This window comes from Nonomuraea turcica, assembly GCF_030718205.1.
Lineage (GTDB): Bacteria > Actinomycetota > Actinomycetes > Streptosporangiales > Streptosporangiaceae > Nonomuraea.
In genome coordinates this window covers 632130-653444 of record NZ_JAUZQF010000003.1, presented here as the reverse complement: position 1 = coordinate 653444, position 21315 = coordinate 632130, and the positions used below count along the sequence as shown (strand labels likewise).

The window sequence follows — 21315 nt, the reverse complement described above, 5'->3', positions numbered from 1 at the left end:
CATCATCCGGCCCGGCAGGCCGTCCCGCCTCTGCGCGTGGCCGGTCTGCCGGGCCATGAGGGCGCCGTGCTGACCTCGTCCTCGGTGATCGCCCACACGCAGACCGCGCCCATCACCTGGCTCGGCTACGAGAAGCCGCCTTGGTTCCCTTGTTCCAGGCACTCAGATCAGAGTGGTGCCAGAATGTGACCGTGCCACCACTCCGAGCGAAGTATTTCAATACCACCGGCCCCTGCGATCCGCAGCTCCATTACATGCTGCCCCCCACACCACGGCTTCCCGAGGCGCGGGTGCTCATCGAGATGGATCGCTACTTCGTGCTGCACGCGCCCCGGCAGACCGGCAAGACGACCATCCTGGACACCCTGGCCTCCGAGCTCACCGCCGAGGGTGACATCGCCACCCTGTCGTTCTCCTGCGAGCGTGCCAAGGCGGCCGGCGACGACTACGCCGCAGCGGAGTCGCTGCTGCTCGATTCCCTCCGCGACGCCGCGCAGTGGTCGGGATGGCCGGACGAGCTGCTGCCGCCGGATCCCTGGCCGCAGGCCACTCCGGGCAGCCGGTTCGGCGCGGCGCTGCGTGAGTGGTGCGACCGCTGCCCGCGCCGGGTCGTGCTGTTCCTCGACGAGATCGATGCCCTGCAGGGCGCCAGCCTGGTCAGCATCCTCAGCCAGCTCCGCGACGGCCACAACGCGCGGCACAAGGGGCATCCGTTTCCTGCCTCGGTGGTGCTGTGCGGGTTGCGCGACCTGCGTGACTACAAGGTCGCCTCGGGCGGCGACCCTGCGCGGTTCAGCCCGGCCAGCCCGTTCAACATCCTTGCTGACTCCCTGCGCCTGGGCGACTTCACCACTGACCAGATCGCTGAGCTGTACGACCAGCACACCCAGGCGACCGGCCAGGAGTTCACCAAGGACGCGGTGGACCAGGTCTACGAGCTGACCCAGGGACAACCCTGGCTGGTCAACGCCCTCGCCCACGAGATCACCTTCAAGATGAAGGTGACCGGCACCATCACCACCGGGCAGGTGGAGGACGCAAAAGAGCGGCTGATCCGGGCGCGCGCCACCCACCTGGACTCCCTGGCGGCCCGGCTGCACGAGCCCCGGGTCAAGCGGGTGATGGAACCGATCGTGGCCGGTGGCCCCTACACCGACCGCCACAACTCCGACGACCTGTCCTACGCCCGCGATCTGGGCCTGATCACCCAGAAACCTCCGCCGCAGGTGGCCAACCCGATCTACCGGGAGGTCATCCTGCGCGTGCTGGGCGACCTGACGGAACAGAACATCCACGCCGACCCGCGCAGCTTCGTGCTCCCCGACGGCCGGTTCGACCTGCCACGCCTGCTGGAGGAGTTCGTCGTGTTCTGGCGCGAGCACGGCGAAGTCCTCATCCAGCAGGAGGGATACCACGAGGCCGCGTGCCAGATCATCCTCATGGCCTTCCTGCACCGCCTGGTCAACGGCGGCGGCTACCTCAACCGTGAATACGCCGCCGGCACCAAACGCCTGGACGTGCTCGTCCGCTGGCCGTACAGCGGCCCCGACGGTGGACGGCTGATGCAACGCGAGGCCATGGAACTGAAGGTGTGGCGACCCGGCGCAGACGACCCCAAACCCGAGGGTCTGGCCCAGCTCGACCGCTACCTCGACCGCCTCACCCTCACCACCGGTGTCCTGGTCATCTTCGACCGCCGCCCCGAAGCCCCACCATGGAAGGAACGAGGCAGCTTCGACCAGGCCACTACCCCATCCGGCCGCCAGGTCACCGTCCTGCGAGTGTGACGAATGCTTACGCGGTGAGCCATCGCGATCGTGCGGGATCGCCGGCCCGGCGAAGGTCTCACCCGCACTCTGGTTCCAGCAGCTCCCCATCGCTGAGCTGCACGCCGACAAGGGTCCGTACCTGGAGCCGGTGGTCAACTCTGCGGCACACGCAGGCGGGTGGAGAGCAGTTCGACCGCCTGCGGGCATACAGTCGCGATGTGGCCGAGCCGAATCGTCGTAAGATTCTGTACGCGGACATTGTCTCCGCGTTCTTACTCGTCGGCACCGGGGCCTTGTTCCTGGCCGCTCGGCAGGTGCCGGCCGTCGGCCGGATCGCGACGGTGCTGAACCTGGGGGCGCAGGCGTGTGCGGTCGGCGCGGCATTCCTGCTGTTCGCGGCGCTCTGGCGGCGCCCTGACTCCGGCACATTCCTGCTGGGCCCGGTCACGGACGAACGCGATATTTCCCAGCGGGCGATTCAAGCCCTGCACTGGAAACTCATGCTCCTTCGCTCAGTCGTCAGCATCGTTATTCTGCAAGCCGCGCTGACCGCCATATCGACGGTCCTCCCCCTCTGAATCAGGACCAGTCGGTGGCGTTCACCCGGAGGGACACCCGCGGCACTGGCCATCACCCAGTTCGGGCGTCACCAGATCGATCGCGGCCATGGTGAATGCCTGGCGAGTCGCCGACCTGGTGTTCGTGCACCCCCGAGTCGGATCCGGCCGCCCGAATGGCCTGGGCGCGTTCCTTGTCGAGAAGGCCGCTCATCGGGCGCCTGTGCCCCGCTTCTCCTGACGGTCGGGGCACTAATCCTTCAGGCCCGCGCTGAGGTCGGCGTTCATCACGTACTTCTGGAAGATCAGGTAGATCACGACAAGGGGGATCATGGACAGGACCGACGCCCCGAGCAGGACGGACCAGTTGACGTTCTCCGCGCCCACGATGCTCGCGACGCCGATCTGCAGGGTGAACTCGTTCGGGTCATTGAGGATCACAAGGGGCCAGATGTAGTCGTTCCACCGCCACTGGAACGACATGATGGCGAGGGTCATGATGATCGGCCGGGAGAGCGGGAGCATGATCCGGATGAAGGTCGACAGTTCCCCGCTGCCGTCGATGCGGGCCGCGTCCAGCAGGTCGCGCGGCACGCTCAGGAAGAACTGGCGGAACAGGAAGGTGCCCGTCGCCGTGATCACCGAGGGGGCCACGACGCCGGCGAGACTGTTGTACAGGCCCAGGTCGCGGACGATGAGAAACAGAGGGGAAAGGATGACCTCGCCCGGCAGCATCGTGGTGGCCAGGATGCAGATGGTGAACGCCCGCAGCCACCAGTTGGTGTACTTCGCCAGGGCGTACCCGCAGGTCGCGCTCGTCACGATGGTGATGAGGGTCGCGGACACGGCCACGATGAGGGTGTTGCCGAAGTAGCGGCTGAAGTCGAAGCTCGTCCAGGCGTCGGTGAAGCCGGAGATGGTCGGCTGCTTCGGGAAGATGGTCAGCGGATAGGAGAACAGCTCTCCCGCCGGTTTGAAGGAGCTGAGCAGGAACCACAGGACGGGAATGCCGTACAGGGCGACCATGAACCACAGGGCCGCCGTCGCCCAGACCTTCTTCGGCAGCAGGTAATCCATCTCAGGAGTCCTTCCGGCGGTTGATGACCAACTGCGTGATAGCGATGATCATCAGAATCAGCATGAGCACGAAGGACGCCGCGCTCGCGTAGCCGATTTGGGCGCGGCGGAAGCCGGTCGTGAAGATGTACTGGATGAGCAGGTTGTTTTCGGTGCCCGGACCTCCGGCGTTGACCGCTTGGATGAGCGCGTACTCCTTCATCGAGTGCAGGGTGGTGAGCAGGATCACGATGAAGGACGTGGGCGCGATCGAGGGCAGCGTGATGTGGCGGAACTTGGCCCACGCGCCCGCGCCGTCCAGGGACGCGGCTTCGTAGTACGCGGTCGGCACGTTCTTGATGGCCGCGACGAACATCAGCATGTTGACCGCGGTGCTACCCCAGGCTGCGGCGATGACCACGATGATCAGGGACAGGTTCGCGTTGGACTGCCACGGCACCGCCTCGCCGCCGAGCGCGATGATGACGTAGTTGACGAGCCCGAAGTTCTCACCGAAGATCCAGCGCCAGATGACACCGGCGATGATCGGGGAGATGAGCCAGGGCACGAAGAAGATCACCCGCGCGACCGGCTTGCCACGGCTGTACGGGCTGACGAGCAGCACGGCCGCGCTCAGCGCGGCGACGTACGTCAGCGGAACGACGGCCACGGTGAAGATCACGGTACGGACCAGCGCCGCGTAGAACGCCTCATCGTTCAGCAGTCGCTGGTAGTTGTCCAGACCGACGAACGGCGCCGAGCCGACGCCCGTATAGCTGGTGAAGGAGTATCCCAGGCCGATGACGGCCGGCCAGACGAAGAAGAGCAGGAACAGGGCGAGGTTGGACGAGATGAGCAGCAGGGGCGCCAGGGTGTAGCGGTCATGCCGCCGGGTCCGTCGGCGGGGCCACCGCCGCGACGCGATCAAGGCCGATGTCTCGTCGGCGAGCCCCGTCGACTGTGGGACACTCTCCGCCATTGCGCTCTCCTCTTTCCGCATTCGTCAACGCTCGGCCCGCCGGCGCGGGGAAGCGCCGGCGGGCCGGACGATCAGCCGACCTGCTGGTTGAGTCCCGACACGATGTTGTCGACGGTCTTCTTGATGTCCTGCTGACCGTTGATCAGCTTGGCCATCTCGTCCTTGGTCGGGTCGTCCTGGATTGCCTTGCCGGCCAGCAGCAGCTTCGTCCCGTTCTGGTGTCCCGAGGAGGAGATCGGGTCCGCCAGCTCGATCTCCTTGAGGTAGAGCTGGAACGCGTCCAGGGCCGCCTGGTTCTTGAACGGGTAGTTCAGCGTGAGACCGGACTCCACCGGCAGGTAGCCGTTGATCTGCGCGAGCTTCGTGTAGTTCGCGGGCTGGAAGATGTAGTCCACCCACTTCTTGGCGGCCTCGGCCTTGTCACCGTTGTTGAAGGCGACCACCTTGCCGCCGAGGTTGATGTCGGTGGCGTGGATGGGGCCCGGCGTCGGCGCACTGGCCCAGTCGAAGCTCGTGATGCTTTCCGCGAAGTCCGCCACCTGCCAGACGCCGGAGAAGTACGCGACGACCTGGCCACTCTTGAACAGGGCGTTCGGGTCGGCGCCCGCGCCCCAGACGGACTTCGGCATGACCTTGTCGTCGTTCAGTGAGGCGAACTTCGACATCGCCTGCACGGTGGCGTCGTCGGGGGTGGCGTACTTGTTGTCCGCGCCGAGCTGGAAGCCCTTGCCGCCGTGACCGTAGATGAAGGCCCTGATGCGCGCGGGGGACTGATCGTAGACCAGGTCGTACTTGGCGCCTGTGGCGGTGCGGACCTTCGTGGCGGCGGCCAGGAACTCGTCCCAGGTCCAGGTCTTGCTCGGGTCGGCGGGAATCTCGACCTTGGCCTTCTCGAACAGGGTCTTGTTGACGAACAGCCCGGCCGCCGTCAGGTCGGAGGGGATGCAGAGGACCTTGCCGTCCTGGACGGTGAGCAGGTCTTTGTTGATCTTGTTGGCCGGCGCGTTCGCCGTCGCGGCGAGGTCCTGGAGCTGGTTGATCCAGATGGTGTCGAGCGAGGGCACGCTGGCCGCGTCGGGCAGGGAGTTGGCCTGTGCCGCCTGGCGCAGCTTGTCCTGGTAGCCGTCGTAGGGGACGTTGACGATCTCGACCGTGACGCCCTCCTTGGCCTGGAACTCCTTGGCCAGGTCGTGGTAGCCCTGCGCCTGGGCCGAGCTCGCCGAGAGCCAGAAGGTGATGCTCTTAGCGCCGGAGTCCCCGCCCGAGCCTGCGTCGGAGCTGGAACCGCATGCGGTGAGGGCGATCGCCGCGGCGACGGTCACTGGCAGCCAACGCCAGCGCATGAGTCGTCTCCGGGCTGTCGCAGAAGTCGTCATGGCGTCTCCTTGAACGTTGTCTGCCTGTGGCGTGGGACGGTAACTGGAAAGCGTTTGCCGGGTCAATAGTCAGTACGTAAGCTGTTTAAGATCTTTTGACATATAGACATCAGGACAAACTTCCTGAACTGCGGTTTTATCCCGAGTCATGAGCAGCTGCGAGACCTAAACGCAACCTCCCCGGGACGCGTCCGGCGACGTAGAGCCGCTCTCCCGACACGGCGTCGGTGCCCCCGAGGAACCGGTACTCCTCGCCGGGCTCGTAGCCGGGAACCGCATGGGAAGCGGCCATCGACATGGCGAGCACCGTGACCGTGATCGAGTCGTCGCCAACGCGGTAGACCGCGGGCTCGCCCGGCTCGAGCTGCCAGGCGTGCTCGTCCAGGGCCACCGCGCCCGTCATGCGCCCGCCGGGCCGGAAGGCCAGCTCCAACGCCCAGTCCACAGCCGGGCCCGCCAGATCGACGGTCAGGTCGGCCCCGGTGTCCGTGATGGCCACGTGGACGGAGGTGGTCAGCGTGACCTCGTCCCGCGTGCGCAGGCCGAAGTCCATCGCCGAGCTGAACCGGCCATCGTCCACCAGCCCGTAGCGGCCGCGCGCGTCGCGGTTCTGATCCGTCATCGGCTGGTAGTAGGAGGCCGACACGGATTCCGTGAGCGTCGCGGTCGTGCCCCCCTGATCGTCCTCGACCAGCAATCGGGCGGCGCGGAACGGCCCCAGACCGAAGAAGACACGCGAGAGACGCACGTCTCCCAGGACGGCCGCCCCGGCGAACAAGCGGAGAAACGTCGGGGAGTTCGCCAGCCCGGAACGGATGCGTCTGTGGCGCGGATAGTCGGAACCGCCGAAGACCACGGTCGTCGTCGCGGGCCGATGGTCGACGAGCAGTCCCGCGGCACCGAAGACGCGTCGCCGCGGACTCCGGGGCAGGACGGATTCCGGCAGCTCCCGCGCGATGCCGGGGTCGAGGATCAGCTCCGTGGCCGCGCGCGCCGGTGAGACGACCCCCTGGGACAGCGCAAGCCCGGCCGCCCAGGCGAGGTCGCCACGGCCGCGCAGCAGCGCGATCCGGCGCAGCGGGAGCAGGCAGGGCGCCAGGGGCAGCGGCTGCCGCTGATCCTGGCGGCGCGACAGCACCGTCTCGACCGACCCGTCCGGCAGCAGCAGATCGAGCGTGGCGTCCAGGTTCCGTTCGACGGCGTCGACCAGGTCGGGACGGTCGAACACCTCGGCGATGGTGAGCAGCGACGGGTTCGACACGTACGCGGCGTAGTTGGCGCTGCGTTCGGAGTAGAGCCCGTCGTCGTCGATGTCGACTCCCTCGGCCAGCCACTGGCCGACCCGTTCCGCCAGCACCCGATCGGGCGCGAGCCGGTGAAGCCTTGCCAGGGCGGCCGAGATCTCCCAGCGGTGGTTCGGGGTGTGCACTCCACCCCGCGCCAAGGCCGGGGTGACCGCCGTCAGCAGGTCGTCGAGCAGGTCCGCCAGCCGGTGCTCGGCAGCGCCGGGAGGGTCGCGCCGCAGCAGCCGCAGGGCGTCGGCGAGATCGTTGACGCTGAACGCGGAGTCCGGCGGGGAGTCGACGTTGTCACCGCCGGTGAACAACCCGCCGGGGCCCTGTAGCTCGCGCAGCCGGGCGGCGAGCCGGGCCGCGTGATCGAGCAGCCGGCCGTCCCGCCCGTACGCGACGAGGGCCAGGATTCGCTCGGCCAGCCGGCGGTGTTGCAGGTGACCCCCGCCATCGTCCTCGTTGAGGATCGCCTTGACCTGCCCGGTCAGGGCAGCCTGGACCGCCGCGGTGAACGCAGCGTCAACACGTTTGTCGTTCATCTCTGCATCGACCAGCCATGAGCGGGTTCATCTGGAAGCTGTAGCGGGCCGCGGCGTAGAGGTGCGTGCCGTACTCCACGGGCGTGCCGCTGTTGTCGTAGGCGACGATGCCGGCCGATTCATGCTGATCTCCTTCAGAGCGGCGAGATCTCGAGGGTGAGGTGGAGGGGGCCTGGGTAGCGGATTCGGAAGGGGTCGGGTCTGGCGGCGGCGCCGGTGGAGACGGTCACCGACAGGCCCGGCAGGAGCCAGCGGTCCGCGCCGACGTCAGCCCGGCAGTCCGACTCGAACTCGAGGTCGCCCGCGGCGGTGACCTCGAGCACACCGTCCTTGGTCACGGTGGCGTCGACGCCGGCGGACGGCATGACGCGCAGCCAGTGCGGCGCGCCATCGTCGCCGCGCCAGTGGACGGTGACCGGGTGGTACTGATCGTCCGCACCTGTCTTGGCGCCGCCGGTGTCCTGGGCGCCGATCATGTGGTGCGGCCCGAGCCACGACGTGGCGATCCGCCGCGGGGACTCGGTGACGGTGGTGCTGACCCAGCGCGGTTCCTCCGGGGCCGGGGCGAGCAGCCCGGCGGCCTTGGGGTGGGCGCCGAGCAGGGCGAAGCAGGGGGCGAAGCACAGGTCGTGCGCGTGGACCGCCTGCGAGGGGTCGCCGGCGGGCAGCGGCGCGCGCTCCAGGCCGCCGGCCAGCGCGATCCACTGGCCGAGCAGGGACACGTAGCCGGACAGGTCCATGCCGTACGAGCGGTCGTACGGACCCGCCAGGTTGCGCAGGCCGGGGTGGTAGCGCCGGCCGATCTCCGTCCAGAGGCCGACCTCCATCTCGTCGCCGAGTTCGCGCAGGACCGGCGATGAGCTGCCGCGCCAGAGGGCCAGAGCGAACAGGTCCACTCCGTAGTAGGTGGGCGAGTTGAATTCGGCGAACGTCCGCGTCCGCCGCCAGATGTCGAAGACCTGCCGTCCCAGGCTCTCGCCGGCCGCGGCCAGCGCGGGATCGCCGCTCCGGACGCCGACCTCGTGCATGAGATGCGCGCTCATCAGGGCGATGTTGCTGTAGTGCGGCGACACCGCCCGTTCGCCGGCGTTGCCGGCCGCGAGGGCGAGCGCCCCGGTGATCCGCCGGACCAGGTCGTCCGGCAGCGTCTCGCCGTACTCGCGCAGGACGAGCAGGAGCGTGCAGCCGACGAACTCGCGCCAGTTCGGGTCGTAGTCGTTCCACAGGACCGGGTCGGCGGGGGGCTGCGGCTCCTGGGGCGAGCGCCGCCAGGTTCCGTCGTACGGCGTCCCCGGCGCCATGTACTGGTGCGTCAGGACTGAAGCCAGCGCCTCGGCGGCCCGCTCGGTGTCGGCCCTCATGAGCAGGCCGAGCGCGTACCAGGAGGTCTCCCTGACGCCATGGGTGCGCCAGGCATGCGAGGACCTGGCGAGGGAGATCGCCGGGTAGCGCAGGAGCCGCACTTCGGGGTCCCACAGCGAGTCCATCCACGCCATGGCCCGCGCCGCGAGCTGATGGCCTGGTCCACTCACAGGATCTACCTTTCACCTGTTGTCATGACATTCGGTGATTAGACCTGAAGGAGATGCGCAGTGTCAATAGTGGCAAATAGGATGACAAAAGAACGGTTTCGAGCGTGCTGCACCAAGGGAGCGTGATGTCGCACAGTCAGCCGCCACCGCTGTACGAGCAGCTCAAGGCCCGCCTGGTGGCGGACATCAGGGCCGGGCGCTTCGGTCCGGACGGCAGGATCCCCACCGAGCAGGAGCTGTGCGAGGAGTTCGGGCTGAGCCGCACCCCAGTGGCCAGGGCGCTGACCGAGCTGGCCCAGGAGGGGATCGTCCTGCGGCAGCGGCGGCGCGGCACGTTCGTCAACCCCGCGTGGGCCAGCGGGGCGGCTCCGGCGGAGGAGGAGCAGGAGACCGCCGACCTGACCGTCCTGGCGACCGGCACGGTCAGCGTCGACCACCTGCGGACGGCGGCGGCCGGCGCGGCCGTCCGGCCGCGGATCCGCACGGTGCGGTTCGACGAGCTCCACGCGGCCTTCCTGCGGGCCATCGCCGAAGGGCGCGGCCCCGACCTGGCCGTGCTCGACTCCGTCTGGGTGGCCGAGTTCGCCAGGGCGGGCTTCCTGACCCCGCTGGAGGACCTCGATGCCGACGGCTGGCTGGCCAACGAGTACACCCGCGACCTGCTGCCCCCGTTCTCCCACCGGTTCGGCGGACGGACGCCGGCGGTGCATGCACCGGCCGACGTCACCGGGCTGTGGTACCGGCGCGAGACGTTCGAACGTCTCGGGCTCCGCGCGCCCCGGACCTGGGAGGAACTGCGCGCCACCGGCCGGCTCCTGGCTGGGCGTCGTCCGGGGTCCGGGCACGTCCTCGTCATGCCGGGCGGGCGCCGGGCGGGGGAAGAGACCACGTACGCGCTGACCGGGCTGCTCGCCGCCAACGGCGCCCTCGTCCTGGGCGAGGGAGGCGAGGTGGTCCTGGACAGCCCGGCGGCCGCGGAGACCATGCGCCTGGTCCGGGAGCTGATCGCTGACGAGGTGCTGTCGCCGGACGTCGCCGGCTTCGGCAAGGACGAGGCCGTCAAGCTGCTGGCCGCGGGCAGAGCCGAGATGTGCGTCGGTGCGAGCTACCAGGCCGGTGCGCTGGCGAAGGTGACGAGGCTCTCGCTCGATCAGGTGCACAGCAGGTTCGGCTTCGCCCCGATGCCGCGCGGCCCGGAAGGCCGCTCCGCGGTGATGTGCGGCGGGATGGTGTACGTGATCCCGCGGCAGGCCCGCCATCCCGAGGCCGCGATGCGGCTGCTGCGGGCCGCCATGGCTCCCGACGCCCTGGTCCGGCTGTGCCTCATCACCGGGCAGCTGCCGCCGCGACGGACCTCGCTCCAGGCGGCCGCCGCCGTGTCGGCCTTTCACGCCCAGACCGCCGCGCTTCTCGACCGTGCCGTCCTGCGTCCGGTGAGCCCGGTGTACGCGCTCGTTTCCGCTCAGCTTCAGGTCATGATCGAGGAGGTTCTCCGCGGCGAGCGCGGCCCGGCCGCCGCCGTCGCCCGCACCGCCGATCTGATCCGCGCCGTCACGATGGCCGCTGACGTGACGCGACCTGCAGCGGGCTGACTTCGGGACCACCGAGCCCGCACCACTACTATGGCCGGCTGGTAACAACGACCGAGGAGTGGGGACGTGGAACGTACGTTCCAGGTCGATCTGCGAGGGATCGTCGACCTGTTCAGCCGACACCTGTACGCCAGTCCACGGGTGTACATGCGGGAGCTCCTGCAGAACGCGGTCGACGCCATCACCGCGCGCCGGGCGATCGACCCGGGTGCGCCGGCCGTGGTGTCGATCGAGCCGCCCGAGGTCACCGGCGACGGGACACTGCGCATACACGACAGTGGTATCGGCCTGTCCGAGCCCGAGGTGCACGAGCTGCTCGCCACGATCGGGCGTAGCTCCAAGCGGGACGACCTGGGCCTGGCGCGGCACGAGTTCCTCGGCCAGTTCGGCATCGGACTGCTGTCCTGCTTTCTGGTGGCCGACGAAGTCCGGGTGACCACCCGCTCCGCACACGGCGGGCCGACGGTGGAGTGGACCGGCCTGGCCGACGGGCGCTATCGCGTGGCCCCCGCGACGCGCGAGCGCACAGAGCCCGGTACCACGGTGACGCTCAGCCCGGTACCCGGCATGGCTCGCTGGCTGGCCGGCGAGATGGTGAACGACCTGGTGGCGTCGTACGGGGACGCGTTGCCGGTGACGATTTCGATCGCCGGGCGGCGGGTGAACTCCGGTGCGCTGCCCTGGCAGCACGGGCACCCGTCGCCGGCCGCGCGAGCCGGGGCACTGCGCGCGTACGCCGAACGCGTCTTCGGCTTCGCCCCGTTCGACGTGATCGACCTGGCGGTCCCCGAGGCCGGGCTGACCGGGCTGGCGTTCGTCCTGCCGATGGCGGCCAATCCCGCGGCCCAGTCGGGTCACCGGGTGTACCTGCGCCGGATGCTGCTGGCCGACGGCGTCGACAAGCTGCTGCCAGAGTGGGCGTTCTTCGTCCGGTGCGTGGTGGACACCGGCGAACTGCGCCCGACCGCCAGCCGCGAGGCATTGTACGAAGACGACCTGCTCGCCGACACGCGGGAGGCACTCGGCGCGCAGGTGAGGGACTGGCTCGTGCGCCTGGCCGCGACCGAGCCGGACCGCCTCCGGCAGTTCCTGGCCGTCCACCACCTGGGCGTCAAGTCACTGGCATTGCACGATGTGGAGATGCTGCGGGTGGTGGACCGCTGGTGGCCCATGGAGACCGACGCCGGGCCGATGACGCTCGCCGACTTCCGCCGACGACACCCGGTGGTGCGCTACACGGCGACCGCCGACGAGTTCCGCGTGCTGGCCGCGGTCGCCAGCGCGCAGAACTTCGGCCTGGTCAACGGCGGCTACGCGTACGACATCGAGATCATGCGCCGGCTTCCGCTGCTGGATCCGGCGATCGTCGTACGCCGGCTGGACCCCACCGAGCTGGCCACCCGGTTCGAGCCGCCGGACCCGGTGCTGGAGGCCCGGCTGCGGCCGTTTCTCACAGCGGCCGCCGGCGTCCTGCGAAACCTGGGATGTGACGTGGTACCGCGTTCCTTCGACCCGCCTGCCCTGCCGGCCCTGTACCTGACGAGCCGGGCCGCGGTGCAGGCGGCGGAGATGCGCACGGCCCGGTCGTCGGCGGGTGAGCTGTGGTCCGGAGTGCTCGGGGCCGTGGACACCACTGACGCGGCGCACCGGCCGCAGCTGATCCTCAACCTGCGCAATCCCGTCGTGCGGCGGGTCGCCGAGGTGCGCGACCCGGCCCTGGCCGCTCTCGGCGTTCAGGCTCTGTACGGTCAGGCGCTGCTGTCCGGCCACCATCCGCTCCGCCCGGAGGACGGCGCGATGCTCAATCGTTCCTTCCTGGACCTGCTGGACTGGGCCATCGGCGCGGCAGGCGCCCGATGAGCCGGAGTGGGGCCGAGCTGGCCGCCATGCTGGAGCAGGCCAGGCGGATGGGCCACGGCGAGGCGCAGACCGCGCTGCTGGAGGACCTGGTGCGGCACGCCGACGCCGGCGGACTGCACCGGCTGGCCTTCGCCGCGCGCCGCAGCCTGGCCAACGCGTACAGCGTCGGTCGTCAGTGGGACAAAGCGTTCCCGCTGTTCTCCCGTTGCCTGAGCGAGTACGACGCACGGCCCGGCGAGTTCGGGCCGGAAGAGGATTGGTCGCTGCGCAACTGGTACGCGAGCATCGCTCAGTCGATGGCCGAGTTTCCCGAGATCAGCCTGGCCCAGATCTACGGCGCCTTCGAGGACATGGAGCGCCGTTTCCGCGCCGGTGGTCACAGCCTGCGGCAGGTGTACGACGCCCGCCGGTGGGTGGCACAGCTCGCCCGCGACTGGCCCGAGGAGGAGCGCTGCCACCAGCAGTGGGAGGCGGCCGGCGGGCCCGACCCGGACTCGGTGTGGGACTTCGAGGTCCAGGTCGAGCGGCTGGTCCTGCGCGGCGACGACGCGTCCGTGGCGCGGGCGCTGGCCCTCGCCGGGCCGGTGCTCGCGGGCGAGGTCACCTTCACGGAGCCGTCCGCTCCGATCCAGTGCCTGATGTTGCTGCCGCTGGCCCGCGCCGGGCGACTGGAGGAGGCGGCGAAGGCGTTCAACCGGGCACGCCGTGCGATGTACCAGGGCGTCTACCGATACGAGTACGGCGGCATGAAGATCGAGTTCTGTGCGCTGACCGGTAATGAGGAGACCGGGCTGTCGGCTCTGCGGGAGCAGCTGGCGGGCTTTCCCACGCTGAACCGGCCGAACGGCAAGATGGAGTTCGCCACCGCCGCGGCGGTCCTGCTCCGGCGGCTGACCGCGGCCGGCCGGGGCGACGAGACGGTCCGAGCGAACGGCAGCGACCTCACCTGGTCCGTGGCCGAGCTGTGCCACGAGATGGAGAGCACCGCGCGGGACCTGGCCGCCCGGTTCGACGCGCGCAACGGCACCACCTGTCAGGGGGACCGAATCCGCGCCCGGCTGACCGCGCCTCCCGTCGTCGACTTCCTGCCTCTCTCTCCGGGCGCCCGCAGACCGGTACGGCTGGAGATCCCGCCCGGCCTGCCGCCCGAGGCGTTGCTGGACCGGGCCGAGTGGCACGAGCGACGGGACGAGCCCGCCCTGGCCCGCCGGTATGTGGCCGCCGTCGGTACACCCCCGCCGCACCTGGCCGCGCGCCACGCCGAGCTGACCGCGCTGACCGACTCCGAGCAGGCCGAGGAACGGTTCCGCTGGGCGGCGGAGGCCTACCGGCAGGCCGGCGACCAGCAGCGCTACCTGCTGTGCACGTGCCGGCTCGGCAACTGGCTGTGCAAGCAGGACCGGTTCCACGAGGGCCTGCCGATGGTGACCTGGGCGGTGGGCGAACTGCGCCGTACCGGCCGGCACGAGCTGATCGCCCGGGGCGAACTACTCCATGCCCGTTCGCTGTCTTGGGCCGGGAAGGTGCCGAAGGCGTACCAGACTCTGGCGAATGGCGTCCGGCATGCCCTGGCCTGTGGCGATCCGATCCTGATCGGCTCGCTGGCGCTGACTGAAGGCACCTGGCGGGAGTTCGACCGATTCCCGCCTGCCCAGGTGATCGGCCTGGCCGACACGGCACGGCAGGCGTTCGCCGCCGCGGCTTCACCCGGTCAGCTCGTCAGGGCGTTCGAGCTCCGGCGCCGCAGCCACGAGCGGGCCGGCGCGCCGCATCACTTCACGGACCTGGTCGAACACGAACTCGCCACGCTACCGCCGTCGGCACCGGCACAGCTGCGCGGCTACCTCCGGTATCGGCGTGGTGTCGCCCTCATCCTCTCCGGCCGCGCGGCCGACGCACTCGACGACCTGATCGACGGAGTCGGCGAGGCACGCTCCCGCGACGCCGATACCGCCGAACAGGGCTATCAACTCGCCGTGGCGTACCGGGCGGCGGGCCGGGCCGAGGACGCGATGGAGACCGCCGCCGACGTGGCCGCGTGGCTGGACCACTTGCGGGAGCTAGGAAAGCTGGCCGAGCCGGACATGGCCGACTGGAACCGTCTCCTGCTCGCCGAGTGCCATCAGATCCTCGGCCACCACGCCTCCGCGCTCGAAGAGTACGAGAAAGTCGCGGCCTCGGCGCGCGGCCGGAACGACGCGAGGCTGCTTCTCCAGGCGCTGATGCCATTGGCGAAGATCCACGACCTCCTGGACGAGGACGCGGAGGCGGCCGCGACCTACCGGGAGGCCGCCGATGCCGCGGCCGGGCTCGGCGACGTGCACGTGGCGGCCATCTGCCGCGCGTCCGAGGCGCTGTCCCTGCAGCGGACCGGTGACGTCGAGCGGGCCCTCGCCGTACTCGCGCAGGCTGAGGCCATGACCGGCGCGCTGCCCGCCGAGCCCGCGGAGCGCCTCCCGCAGACCTGGGCGATCACGTTTCGCAGCGCCGCGCACGTGCTGTCCGCGGCGGGCCGCCTCCAGGAGGCGGCGGACCGCGCCGCACGTGCGGCCACGGCCTTCCGGCAGGTGGGTGAGGTGACCGACGCGACGACCATGGACTTCCTGCATGCCCGTACCCTGGTCCGGCTGGGCCGTCCCGACCTCGCCGAGCCGCTGTTGCGAGCCATCATCGAGGCCGCCGGTCAGGAGACGCCGCTGCACCAAGCGGCGGCTCGGGCGCTGGCGGAGACCCTGGAGCAGCTCCGCCGATCCGCCGGACCCAGCCGGAGCGCTCCCAACGGTTGAGCGGATGGCCCGATGGTTCCGGTGAGGAGCACTAGCTGCGACAACCCGAATCGACTCCGTTGCGATTTTCGCAACTGAAACTTAGAGTGGAGGCATGTGCGGGGAGATCATGGCAGAGCGCGTCCGCCAGCTGATCACAAGAAGTGGCCGGAGCCAAGGCGAGTTCGCGACGCTGGCCGGACTCGACCCGTCGAAGATGTCCAAGTCGCTCTCCGGCACCCGAAGGTTCACCTCCCTCGACCTGGCGCGGATCGCCGAACTGGGTGGCGTGACGGTTGACTGGCTGCTCGGCGCCGATGAGACCCCTGCGTTGGCGGGGAGGCTCCCGTCCCCGCCGGGCAGTTCTGTGGAGAGTGCCGCGCAGGAGGCCGATCGGCTCACTCAGCTCCGCGCGGACCTCGCCTTTCTCGGTTACAAGCAGCACGTCACCCTCCCCCAAACCACACCCGTGGGCAGTTGGTGGGTAGGGCAGGGGCAACAACTTGCCGCCTGGGCCCTTGACGAGGCATGCGCTGCCGGAGCCGATCCCAGCCACACACGCGATCTCGCCGAGCTGATCGAGCACGTGTTCGGGATCGATGTGGCGATCAGCGAACTGCCTGATGGTTTCGACGGTCTGGCCTCCAGTAGAGAGCACCGCCGTCTCATTGTCGTCGGGACCTCGACGGTCCCCAGCCGTCAGCGCTTCACCCTCGCGCATGAGCTGGGGCACGTATTGGCCGGCGACGATCAAGGCCTACTGGTAGAGGCCGACATTTACGACAAGCGTCATAGCCGACAGTCCTCCGAGATCCGAGCGAACGCCTTCGCCACCGCCTTTCTCCTACCGGAAGAGCTACTGAAGTCGGAGACGAGCGGCATGGCCTGGACGGATGAGTCCTTCGCCAAGCTCGCCTTCCGATGGTGGGTGTCACCCAGCGCGTTGGCCTGGCGGCTGCATAACGTGAGCCTGATTTCCAAAGATCTCTGCGACCGGTTCCGCGGCATGACCACCGAGTCCGCGGCTCTGCTCGCCGGCGAGCTGGGTTCGTTCACCGAGTGGATCGACGCCGCCTCCCGCTGCCGGATTCCGCAGCTGCTGTTGCGCGACACCTTCCAGGCCTACCTCGACGGCACCTCGACCCTGCGTCCTTTCTCCAACCTGATCGGCGAGGACAGCGAGAGCATCCGGCAGGCTCTTGAACAAGCCGGAGAGGAACCTCCCCTGACGTCATGACCTGGTACTGGTTCCCCGACAACACCGTGCTGTGCAACTTCGCCGCAGTCTCACGCCTACGACTCCTGGAGGAGACTCTGCGCGGCAGGGGACGCTGGGTTGAGGCCATCGAAGCCGAGGCGAGCAAGTCGAAGGCCGTCTTCCCCGAACTGAACACGATCGCTCAGGACGGTTGGCTGGGCGAACCTATCGAGATCACCAATCTGAACGAAAGCCGCCAGGTCGAGCAGGTACGCCGTGCGGTGTTCGGCGGTTCGTTCCATAGGCCGACGCAGCACCTGGGCGAAGCACAGACCTGCCACGTCATTCTCAACTGGCCGCAGTTCCGCGGATCCCTGTGGATCACGGACGATCGGGACGCCGGAGAGTATGCCCGTAGGCAGGGCATCACTACACGGGACACCATGGACCTGTTCTGCGAAGCGATCGTTGACGGGCTCTGCACCGCCGACGAGGGCTTCAAGCTGCTGCATGAGATGGCCCGCCTGGGCCGCCACCTCCGCCTGCCGAGCCGCCCTGCTGATCTGCAGTAGCGAGGGGTGCCGGAAGCCGATCCCGTGTTGGGCGCTTACGGCACCTCACCCCTATTCCGCAGACGCCAGCGCCAGCGTCGCAGTTCCATAGCGCAGGTCGTGGTGCTGAATGTCCGCGATCAGGTCCTGGCCGCGATGATGGGCCGGCAAGTCAGGGGCGGCCGCCCCGCCACGCGCCCGTCACCGCAAAGGAAGTGGCTCGGCTGGCGAGTCTGGAACTCCCGCCGCGGACCCTGGGCCAAGAACTGACCTATGTAAATATCTTTCATTGACGCTCGCATGTTGGTTAGATACTTTCGCCCGCGCTTCCCCTCAACCCCCCGGAGGGACCAGCTCGTGAAAATCATCACTCGTTTATCGGCCGCCGTCGTAGCAGCCTCTCTGGTTCTGCTCGGCACTGTGGCGCCCGCGTCCGCCGCAACCACCACGGTCGACAACGCCACCGCCGGCCAGTTCACTGCCGGCGCCGACTGGGGCACATCGGCATGGTCCGCGCAGCGGTACGGCGCGGACTACCGGTTCGCGACACCGAACACCGTCGCGAGCGACGCCGCCTGGTTCAAGGCGTCGATCGCAGCGGCCGGGGCTCACCTGGTCGAGGTCTGGTACCCAGCGGACGCCGGCTACAACAGCGCCACCCCCTTCCTGGTGGCGACCACCGACGGCACCCGTACCGTGGTCATCGACCAGCGCGCCAACGGTGGCCGCTGGGTCAGTCTCGGCACGTTCACCCTGGCCGCCGGCGACTACAACGTGGTCGGCGTCAGCCGCTGGACCAGCCAGACCGGCTACGTCGTCGCCGACGCGGTCCGGATCACCTCGTCCACCGGAGGGGGCTCGTTCTCGCTACCCCTTCCGCGCAACGCGCTGCCGCGCAGCGAGTACGACGACCCGCACCACGACTATCCCGCGATCGACCTCCCGGTCGGCACCGGCACCCCGGCGTACGCGGTGCGCGCCGGCACGGTGACGGTCATCGAGGACAGCCTGTGCGGGCGAGGCATCAACCTGACCGGAACCGACGGGGTCATCTACACGTACTGCCACTTCTCGTCGTGGTCGGTCTCCAACGGCGCGTCGGTCGGCGCCGGGCAACAGATCGGGCTGACCGGCAACACCGGCAACTCGACCGGTCCGCATCTGCACTTCGGCATCCGCACCGGCAGCACCCGGCGGTGCCCGCAGAACTTCCTGCTGGCCGTCTACGACGGCGCCACTCCACCGGCGGCGAGCAGCCTGCCCACCACGGGCTGCTTCTACGCCAGCCGGTCGACGGAGCCGGTCATTCCGCTCGGCTAAGGGCATCAACGGCCGGCCCGCCAGTGCCCACCGCAGACGCGAACCGATGACGTTCGCGGTGCTGCCGGCGCTGCTCGGCCTCACCGCCGAGCGGCGCCGGCTGTGCCATGCCTGCCCGCACCTGCCCGGCCTGGGCATCCCCAAGGCTTCCAAGAAAGCCGGGGGTTGTCGACACCGTGGCCATGCTCAAGGCCTTGGAGCGGCGTTCTTGACTCTGGGAGCGATCCCCACCTAGCGTCTGTTCCGATGCTTTACGGCCGAGAAGAAGAGCAGGGCGAAATCGATCGACTTCTTGGCCGAATTCGTTCCGGTGAAAGCGGTGCGCTGCACATCTGGGGCGAGCCTGGCATCGGGAAGTCCGCGCTGCTCGAGTACGCGGCCTCGCGATCCGACCGTGCGCGGGTGCTGCGGATATCGGGAGTGGAGAGCGAGGCCGAGCTGCCCTACGCGGCCTTGCACCTGCTGTTACGCCCGGCGCTGCACCGGATGGACGCGCTGGCCGAGCCGCAGGCGGACGCCTTGCGTGGCGCGCTGGGATTGACAGGCGCAGCCGGCGCCGACCGCTTCCTCATCGGCCTGGCCGCGCTGACCCTGCTGGACGAGCTGGCCGGGGACGGGCCGCTGTTGTGCCTTGTCGACGATGCTCATTGGCTGGACGGACCTTCGGCCGAGACCATGGTGTTCGTGGCCCGCCGGCTCCAGCACGAAGGCATCGCTCTGATCTTCGGCGCCAGGCCCGGGTTCGCCGCGCAGGGGGTGGCCGAGCTCAAGCTCGGCGATCTCGACCGGGAATCGGCGAGCTTGATCCTCGACACGCAGGCTCCCCGCCTTCCCTGGCACCTGCGCGACCGGGTGCTGGCTGAGGCCGAGGGCAACCCGCTGGCACTCCTGGAGCTGCAACACCTGGCAACCGGCCCCACCACGCTGCCGACCGGACGCATGCCGTTGCCACAGCGGATCCAGGACGCTTACCAGCGGCGCATCGGTGAGCTTTCGCACCCCGCCCAGGCAGTGTTGACCATCGCCGCGGCCGAGGAGACCGGCGCGCTGGACGTGATTCTGCGTACGGCCGACGCGCTCGGCGTCGTGGATGGGCTGGACGAGGCCGAGGCCGCGGGCCTCATCAGGATCATCGGGCCGGTGGTGACCTTCAGGCACCCGCTGGTACGGACGGCGGCCTACCAAGGCACCCCGTTCTCCCGGCGGCTGGCCATCCATCGCGCGCTGGCCGCGGTGCTGGACGGTGAACGGGACGCCGACCGCCATGCCTGGCATCTGGCCGCGGCCTCACCCGGCCCCGACGAGAGCGTCGCGGCAGCCCTGGAATCGGCCGCCGGACGCGCCCGGGAACGCAGCGGGTACGCCGCGGCGGCTTCGGCTCTCGCCCGCGCCGCCCAGCTCAGCGAGGGCGACACCGAACGGGGCCGCAGGCTCCTGGCCGCCACCCAGGCGGCCGCCCTGGCCGGTCTGGCCGGCCTGCAGGAATCCCTCGCCGAGCAGGCCGAGCGCCTGCTCACCGACCCCTACCAGCGGGCGGCCCTGAACTCCGTCCGCGCCGAGCACGCCTTCAACATGGGCTCCCTCCATACCGCCGTCGACCTGCTCATTAAGGCAGCCGAGCTCACGACACCCCTGCCCGGCGCCCTGGACAAGGCCGCCGCATTGCTGGCCCAGGCGAGCCTGGCGGCGTTCTATGCCGGTGATCCCGGGCTGTCCCGGCGCGTGCACCACTGTTTCGCGCAGCTTGCGGGTGCGCCGGGGCATCCGGGCTTCGCGCTGGTCACGGCGACCGTGGACTTCCTTGTGGGGTCCCTGGACAAGGCCCTGCCGGAATTCCGTGCCAGGCTCACGGAGCCGGCCGCCGCACAAGAACACCTCGCCGGGTACGCGATCGCGGCCGGCCATTTCGGGGTCGCCCGTGACCTCGCGGCGGCGCAGGTGGAAGCGTGCCGTACGACCGGAAGGATCGGAGCAGCCCCGATGGCGCTGGCCCAGCTCGCCGCCGCCGAGTTGTACCTCGGCCGGCTCGAGAAGGGCGAATCGGCGGCGACCGAGGGGCTGCGGATGGCCGAGGACACCGGGCAGTCGCATCGCGTCGCCCACCACCACGGCGTGCTGGCCTGGATCGCCGCCGTCCGCGGCGAGGAGGAGCGGTGCCGCGAGCACGCCGCGCGCAATCTCGGGCCTTTCGCGGTCGAGCTGGTCTCCATCAGCGCCGGGTGGGGCGTCTGGGCGCTGGCCATGCTGGACCTCGGCTACGGACGCTGGGAAGCGGTCCTCGACCGGCTCGCGACCGCCGCGCGTGGCCCGATCGGCCACCAGGTGAGCGCCGTCTGCTTCGCGGCGGACGAGATCGAGGCCGCCGTACGGCTCGGCAACGCCGACGCGGCGGTCGTCCCCTTCGAACGGCTCCGCCGCTGGGCCGAGGCCGCCGCACTGCCCTGGTCGGACGCCGTGCTGGCGCGCTGCCGCGCCCTGCTGTCCCTGGACGACGACCCGGAGGCGCACTTCACCGCGGCGGTGTCCTGTGCGGACCGGCCGTTCGAGCAGGCCAGATCGGCGCTGGTGTACGGCGAGTGGCTGCGCCGATCCCGCCGCGCCTCCGACGCCCGCACCCAGCTGCGCCACGCCGCGGAAACCTTCACCCTCCTCGGCGCGACGCTGTGGGCCGGGCGCGCCGCCGCGGAACTACGGGCGGCGGGTGAGACCACGCCTGCCCGTACCACAGGCCACGACCTGGTGGCCCAGCTCACCGGCCAGGAGCTTCAGGTGGTGCGCCTGGCCGCCACCGGAGCCACGAACAAGGAGATCGCCGCGAAGCTGTTCCTTTCTCCCAAGACGGTCGGCCACCACCTCTACCGTGCCTTCCCCAAGCTGGGCGTCACCACCCGTACCGAGCTGGCGCGGCTTCAGCTCGCCTGACACGCGC

Annotated in this window: 15 protein-coding genes; 10 read left to right on the top strand and 5 right to left on the bottom strand. The window is 69.6% G+C overall.

All coding sequences use genetic code 11. From position 1 onward, the window contains the following. The first annotated feature begins 191 nt into the window (after positions 1-191). Both Q9G87_RS11720 and Q9G87_RS11715 read left to right on the top strand, forming a co-directional pair. A complete protein-coding gene (locus tag Q9G87_RS11720; protein WP_305916300.1) occupies positions 192-1787 on the top strand; it encodes an ATP-binding protein in 1596 nt (531 codons plus the stop codon). 200 nt (positions 1788-1987) lie between these two features. Beyond that, positions 1988-2347 carry a hypothetical protein gene (locus Q9G87_RS11715; protein WP_305916299.1) on the top strand — a complete coding sequence of 120 codons (360 nt, stop codon included), beginning with the start codon at positions 1988-1990 and terminating at the stop codon, positions 2345-2347. A gap of 231 nt (positions 2348-2578) precedes the next feature. Here Q9G87_RS11715 and Q9G87_RS11710 read toward each other — a convergent pair whose 3' ends face one another. From Q9G87_RS11710 to Q9G87_RS11690, 5 genes are all read right to left on the bottom strand, one after another. Beyond that, complete coding sequence (locus tag Q9G87_RS11710; protein ID WP_305916298.1) at positions 2579-3403, bottom strand: carbohydrate ABC transporter permease; 825 nt, start codon at positions 3401-3403, stop codon at positions 2579-2581. A gap of 1 nt (position 3404) precedes the next feature. Then, positions 3405-4361: a carbohydrate ABC transporter permease gene (locus Q9G87_RS11705; RefSeq protein WP_305916297.1), complete on the bottom strand. Its 957-nt coding sequence runs from the start codon at positions 4359-4361 to the stop codon at positions 3405-3407. A 71-nt stretch (positions 4362-4432) separates the two neighbouring features. Then, entirely contained in the window at positions 4433-5704 is a 1272-nt protein-coding gene (locus Q9G87_RS11700) for an ABC transporter substrate-binding protein (RefSeq protein WP_305916296.1), read from the bottom strand. Positions 5705-5873: 169 nt separating this feature from the next. Then, positions 5874-7568 carry a hypothetical protein gene (locus tag Q9G87_RS11695; protein WP_305916295.1) on the bottom strand — a complete coding sequence of 565 codons (1695 nt, stop codon included), beginning with the start codon at positions 7566-7568 and terminating at the stop codon, positions 5874-5876. Positions 7569-7702: 134 nt separating this feature from the next. Then, on the bottom strand, positions 7703-9100 hold the full coding sequence (locus Q9G87_RS11690; protein ID WP_305916294.1) for a hypothetical protein: 1398 nt from the start codon (positions 9098-9100) through the stop codon (positions 7703-7705). 125 nt (positions 9101-9225) lie between these two features. On the opposite strand from Q9G87_RS11690, the gene Q9G87_RS11685 reads away from it, so the two are divergent. From Q9G87_RS11685 to Q9G87_RS11650, 8 genes are all read left to right on the top strand, one after another. Continuing rightward, entirely contained in the window at positions 9226-10692 is a 1467-nt protein-coding gene (locus Q9G87_RS11685; protein WP_305916293.1) for an extracellular solute-binding protein, read from the top strand. Positions 10693-10758: 66 nt separating this feature from the next. Beyond that, entirely contained in the window at positions 10759-12552 is a 1794-nt protein-coding gene (locus Q9G87_RS11680; RefSeq protein ID WP_305916292.1) for an HSP90 family protein, read from the top strand. Continuing rightward, positions 12549-15338, top strand: coding sequence for a hypothetical protein (locus Q9G87_RS11675; RefSeq protein ID WP_305916291.1), 2790 nt, complete (start codon positions 12549-12551; stop codon positions 15336-15338). The genes Q9G87_RS11680 and Q9G87_RS11675 overlap by 4 nt, the downstream gene beginning before the upstream one ends. A 94-nt stretch (positions 15339-15432) precedes the next feature. After that, positions 15433-16554, top strand: coding sequence for a helix-turn-helix domain-containing protein (locus Q9G87_RS11670; RefSeq protein ID WP_305916290.1), 1122 nt, complete (start codon positions 15433-15435; stop codon positions 16552-16554). Then, positions 16551-17087, top strand: coding sequence for a hypothetical protein (locus Q9G87_RS11665; RefSeq protein WP_305916289.1), 537 nt, complete (start codon positions 16551-16553; stop codon positions 17085-17087). Before Q9G87_RS11670 ends, Q9G87_RS11665 begins: the two co-directional genes overlap by 4 nt. A gap of 336 nt (positions 17088-17423) precedes the next feature. Further along, entirely contained in the window at positions 17424-18386 is a 963-nt protein-coding gene (locus tag Q9G87_RS11660) for a golvesin C-terminal-like domain-containing protein (protein WP_305916288.1), read from the top strand. Positions 18387-18432: 46 nt separating this feature from the next. Continuing rightward, a complete protein-coding gene (locus Q9G87_RS11655; RefSeq protein WP_305916287.1) occupies positions 18433-18621 on the top strand; it encodes a hypothetical protein in 189 nt (62 codons plus the stop codon). 11 nt (positions 18622-18632) lie between these two features. After that, positions 18633-21308 (top strand): helix-turn-helix transcriptional regulator, encoded by a 2676-nt coding sequence (locus Q9G87_RS11650; RefSeq protein ID WP_305916286.1) that lies wholly within the window; start codon positions 18633-18635, stop codon positions 21306-21308. The last annotated feature ends 7 nt before the right edge of the window (positions 21309-21315 follow it).